Source organism: Sulfurihydrogenibium sp. (assembly GCF_027448985.1).
Classification (GTDB): domain Bacteria; phylum Aquificota; class Aquificia; order Aquificales; family Hydrogenothermaceae; genus Sulfurihydrogenibium.
The window spans coordinates 1-5,124 of the sequence record NZ_DAIDMN010000085.1 but is presented as its reverse complement, the minus strand read 5'-3'; the positions used below and the strand labels follow the sequence as shown (position 1 = coordinate 5,124).

The window sequence follows — 5,124 nt, the reverse complement described above, 5'->3', positions numbered from 1 at the left end:
TTCTTCATTTTAGCTTTAAGTTTTGCTACTTGTCTTGGTTTGTTTTAAAATTATTTAAATTGGAAATTAGAGTTATATCATATTCACAAAAGAATGATTTTTAGTTAAAATATTCACAGATTTACACTAAAAAATGTAGATAAGCATTTATAAAAAACGGGGAATTATAATAATTTGAGAAAAAGCAGGAATGTGTATTGTGTTGATAAAATAGTAAAAGTAGGAAAATAATTTTGGAGGTGATAGATATGAAAAAACTAATTATTGCAGGAGTATTAACCGCAGGTCTATTAACATCGTGTAGTAGTGTTGGTGTTGTTGCTAAGATGGATAGTATGGAAAAACAAAAAGTAGAGCAACTTTACAACGCTAAGAAATCAGAGGTAGAAAGTAAGGTTGATAAAGAAAGGTTAGAATATGAAACCAAAGAGAGAAGTGTGATTATTGATAAAGCGAAAACATTTGTAACGGATATGCCTGTCGCAATAGGTGCTGGTCTTCTTGGTGGTGGTAATAGTATCACAGGTAATGTCCTTGCACATTCCGCATTGATAATAAAGGATAAACTTCTTGAAGAAAGATGGAAAGAAGACCAAAACTCTTATGCAATAATACCTATGGAAGAGAACAAAGACATCACAACAGAAGATAAAACATTCCAAGTGATTATAAAATCGGATAATCAAGAGTATGCTGAGAACTTTGCAAAGATTTTAGGGTTTAATAGACATGTTTACCTTTTCAAATCACCACTTGTAAATCTAACAGAAGAAGAACACCAGAACAAACTTGTTTTTTATGTGGTTGAGTTTAAAGGAGATCCTACCAAATGGACCAGAATAAAGAAAGGACTTTCAGCTCCGTTTATCAATGTGATAGCTGATGTGATAATAGACGGCAAGCTTGCAGGTAGATATCTACTGTATGGCAATGCTCTTAGGGCATTGTTTTATGCTAATAGTGCGATTGGATTTCAAGTGATTCCAACAGTAAAATACCATGGATTTTTAACTGAAACTGTTCCTAATTATATCAAAGAAAACAAAGAAACAGCTAAGAAAGAGTAGAGAGAGAAAAGGTGAGATGCTACAAACATCTCACCTGATTGTTTTTACTTATAGTTTGTAGATGGTAAAGTTATAAATCCACCAACAGGCTTGTTCCAGTTTTGATATGTGTCTAAATCTAATCAATCACTTAAATTTAGCTCCTGTTTGAGCTTTTCATAAAAAGACTCTCTGAATTTTTGAGAGTAGAATGCAATATAAACATGGGTCTGATTGTTTTCCTTTTCTTCTATCTTGACCCAGATTCTTCTGTGTACTGTATAAAACGCAAGCATAGTTCCAAGTACAACTATAACTGTTCCAAGCCATATAAGATTTGTTCCCGGAAAATAACTTACTTGAAGTCCAGAGAAAAACCTTGGCTTGAATGTGTCTATTAAAATTATATAAGGAAAGTTGTAGGGTTTTAAAAATTTTTCATAAGCTGCGATAGCAACAAATGGGTCTGCTGGTATAGGCATTGTAAAGTTTTTACCATCGTATTGAACTTGTACAATCATTAATGGGTCGTAAACATCCTGTTGTGCAAGCATTGGGTTTTTGTAATTTAAAGTTGTATTTTTCACTTCTAAGGTTGTTGTATCGAATTTTAAAGTAGGATTTTTATAAAAGTAATCCAACTTTGGAACTTTATTTACAAAGTCCATCCATTGTCTATCTAAATCTCTAAGTTGCTTTTCATAATCTCTTTTTTTATTTTCATCTGTTTCTGATACTAATTTTTGATTGATTTCATTACCTTTCATCATAAAAGCTAGAAGTTCATCGTATTTAAAAACAAGTAACTTTGCTTCTTTAATTTCTCCGGTTTTTCCGTAAGAAGTTTGAAATATCCGGTATCCTTCAACTTCCATAGGTTTATTCACTTCTATCGTTCCGGATTTAATAACCTTTCCTTCTTGGATTATGTCAACATCACTTTTATAAGATTTTATAGCACCAGCAAACTCTTTACTCTCGTAAAATTCAAGTTCAAATTTTTTTAAAAGTATAGAGAAAGGTAGTTTATATATCTCATCTCCCGGTATTAATGAACCTTCTCTGTACTTTTTAATATAATCTGCTGAATCTCCTTCTGGAATCTCTATCTGTCCCCTTACTCCAAGTGCAGAGCCCATAAAGGCACCTATCAAAAACACTATTATCCCTATATGAGTAACAAGCATTCCCATCCTTGATATCTTTCCTTTCTCCCCATAAAGGTAAACTACTTTTTCATTCTCTTTCATAGCTTCAACTTTCTTAAAACCTAACCTGTGTAAAACAGATACGATATACTTTAAAGTCTCTCCAACACTGCTTTTATACTGAATGTAAATGGTTGATGGCTTTTTTAGTAAAGTCTCAGGAAATTTCTTTTCCACTTTTCCATAGGCTGATTTGTAAATAGCCGGAAATCTCTCTATGGTAGCAAATATAACCGCTATTGCAACAAGAACTATAAGAAGCTGGTAGTACCATGAGTGAAAAACATTATTTAACCAAGTAATCCATATAATTTTAGCTGGTATCTCTCCATACTCTTTGTAATATGTTATATAGGTTTCTCCTTGTTTTATATAAGTAGAACCCAAAACAGATAAAATTGCCAAAAGTATTAGATACACAACTCCAAGCTTTACATTACCTAAAAAAGATACAATTTTTTTAATCAAGGTTTTCCTCCGGATTTATATTCATCAACTCTTTGTATTTGTCAACAACCGCTCTCCTTACTTGTTCTGCAAACTCCTTTGACAGAGGTTCGACTATATCGAAAAACTTGTTAGAACTACTTCTTTTTTTGGGAAAGTTTATAAAAAGACCACCATGTTTTGACTCTATAACCTTTATATCCCTAATTAAAATAACATCATCTATAACAATCTCAGCAACAGCTCTTACTCTTCCGCCAATTCTTCCAGTATCAAAGGGATATATCTTTACATCCGTTATCTTCATTTTGATTATAGAGATAAGATATTGTTTATTTCGTACTCTTTTATATTTGGAACTCTTATCTTTCCAAATGATATCTCAAGAGGTTTTGATAGGATTTTACCGTCTTCAAAGGCAACCATAAAGTTTTTTTCTCCTTCCATGTACTTTTCTACAGCAAAAACACCGAATTTTGATGCCATAATTCTATCGTATGCGGTTGGACTTCCACCTCTTTGAATATAACCTAAAACTTGATACCTTATCTCTCCCACATCCTTATCTTTCAATCTTTCATTTAAAATTTCAGCTAACTCTTTGGCTGATGCTACACCTTCCGCAAGAACTATTATCGCAAAACCTTTTTCCATTTTTTTTGCTTTTAGTATCTTCTCTTCTATCACATGGAGAGGTAATGGGTATTCCGGAATGAGTGTTATCTCCGCTCCGGTTGCCATTCCAACCTCAAGGGCTATAAATCCGCTATCTCTTCCCATCACCTCTACAATAAAAATCCTTTCATGGGACATTGTTGTATCTTTAATTTTATCAATAGATTCCATTGCGTTGTTAACTGCTGTATCAAAACCTATTGCGTACTGTGTACCAAATATGTCGTTGTCTATGGTTTTAGGTATCCCTATAACGTTTAATCCAAACTCTTTTTGGAGTAAGTACGCCCCTTGAAAACTTCCGTTTCCACCTATAACAAACAAAGCATCTATATCTAAAGACTTTATATTTTCATAAGCTTTCTTTCTAAACTCGTAATCTTTGAACCTTGGCTCTCTTGCTGTAAGTAAAATGGTTCCACCTCTTTGAAGTATTCCGGCTACACTCTTATAGTCTAAGATTGTGTAATCATTTTCAATTAATCCTTTGAATCCTCTAATAAAGCCTACTGTTTGTATTCCGTAATAGTTAGCGGTTCGGACAACTGCCCTTATACAGGCGTTAAGCCCAGGGCAGTCTCCACCACTTGTAATCAAGCCTATCTTTTTCATTCTTTACTTTTGCATATAACAAAAATCAGATGCTTGAGCCATTTCTGGAATTATATCTCCCGTTTGTTTGTTTACGTACACTTTTCTCACTGTAGATAGGTTTTCATAACCTTTTAAATTAACTTCTCCAATGAAGTACTTATCGTTTTCACAAACGTTAACAACGTAATCTTTTGTGTTCCCTATGTAGTTTTCTATCTTCTTCTGAGCTTCTTGTTTTGTTATGGCAAATGAAGAAGTTGTTAAAAACGCTACAGCAACAGCTACAAAAATCTTTCTCATAATACCAACCTCCTACAAAATTTAGAGATAATTTTATCATTTTTTATTGCATTTTCAAATAAAGTAAATTATACTTAATTTTAAAAAGGCGGAAGATGATTTATAAAATAGATATAAATGCTTTGAGAAGTTTTTATGAAAAATTGTTAGAATCTTATAATGTCGTGTCTCCCGTTGAAGAAAATGGTGTGATTATGTACAAAGAAAATCCGGATTTCAACAGACTACCTTTTGGAAAATTTCAGATTGAATCTGCAGGAAATTATACCTTAACAGAAAAACCCGGAAAGTATTTTAGCTACGTAAGACCTTACAACTCCCCCAAAAACTTTTTAAGACCACCACAAGAGATTTTGTTTAAAGTTTATAAAAAGGAAGGAACTTTATACTTTGAAAAAGAAGAGTATAAAAAATCCTTCGCATTTTTTGATGTTAGAAAGTGCGATTTAAAAGCCATATCTACACTTGATGATGTTTACATTAATAAGAACAATCATCCGGATGAAAACTATAAAAACTTGAGAGAAAACGCTTTAATAATAGCAGTTAATTGCAGTGAAGTATCGGATGTTTGTTTTTGTGATTCAATGGGTATTGATTTAAACGAGGATTACATATCTGATATCGTCTTAACGGAACTTGAAGATGGATTTTTATTGGAAGTCAAGACAGAAAAAGGAAAAGATATACTAAAAGACTTAAAGTTCAAAAATGCAACAAAAAAAGATTTACAAAAGAAAGAAGAAGTTTTAATGCAGACTTCTAAAAAAATCCGGAAAAAATTAAACACTGAAAACCTAAAAGAGATTCTATATCGAAAAATAGAGCATCCATACTGGGAAGAGTTAGGAAGT

Annotated in this window: 6 protein-coding genes; 2 read left to right on the top strand and 4 right to left on the bottom strand. The window is 32.5% G+C overall.

Features of this window, described 5'->3' with window-relative positions:
* Window positions 1–248 precede the first annotated feature (248 nt).
* Window positions 249–1,067, top strand: coding sequence for a hypothetical protein (locus tag NE054_RS06925; RefSeq protein WP_297890088.1), 819 nt, complete (start codon window positions 249–251; stop codon window positions 1,065–1,067).
* A gap of 122 nt (window positions 1,068–1,189) precedes the next feature.
* Here the strand turns inward: NE054_RS06925 and NE054_RS06920 are convergent, their stop codons facing one another.
* The 4 genes from NE054_RS06920 to NE054_RS06905 are packed head-to-tail and all read right to left on the bottom strand — an operon-like array spanning window position 1,190 to window position 4,270.
* Complete coding sequence (locus NE054_RS06920; protein WP_297890087.1) at window positions 1,190–2,722, bottom strand: cytochrome c biogenesis protein ResB; 1,533 nt, start codon at window positions 2,720–2,722, stop codon at window positions 1,190–1,192.
* Window positions 2,715–3,008, bottom strand: a complete 294-nt coding sequence (locus NE054_RS06915) for a SpoVG family protein (protein ID WP_297890086.1) — start codon at window positions 3,006–3,008, stop codon at window positions 2,715–2,717. The genes NE054_RS06920 and NE054_RS06915 overlap by 8 nt, the downstream gene beginning before the upstream one ends.
* 5 nt (window positions 3,009–3,013) lie before the next feature.
* On the bottom strand, window positions 3,014–3,988 hold the full coding sequence (pfkA, locus tag NE054_RS06910; protein WP_297890084.1) for a 6-phosphofructokinase: 975 nt from the start codon (window positions 3,986–3,988) through the stop codon (window positions 3,014–3,016).
* 3 nt (window positions 3,989–3,991) lie between these two features.
* Window positions 3,992–4,270, bottom strand: a complete 279-nt coding sequence (locus tag NE054_RS06905) for a hypothetical protein (RefSeq protein WP_297890082.1) — start codon at window positions 4,268–4,270, stop codon at window positions 3,992–3,994.
* A gap of 95 nt (window positions 4,271–4,365) precedes the next feature.
* Between NE054_RS06905 and NE054_RS06900 the strand changes: the two genes are divergently transcribed.
* Window positions 4,366–5,124: hypothetical protein (locus tag NE054_RS06900; protein ID WP_297890080.1), on the top strand; the 759-nt coding region annotated here is incomplete at its 3' end.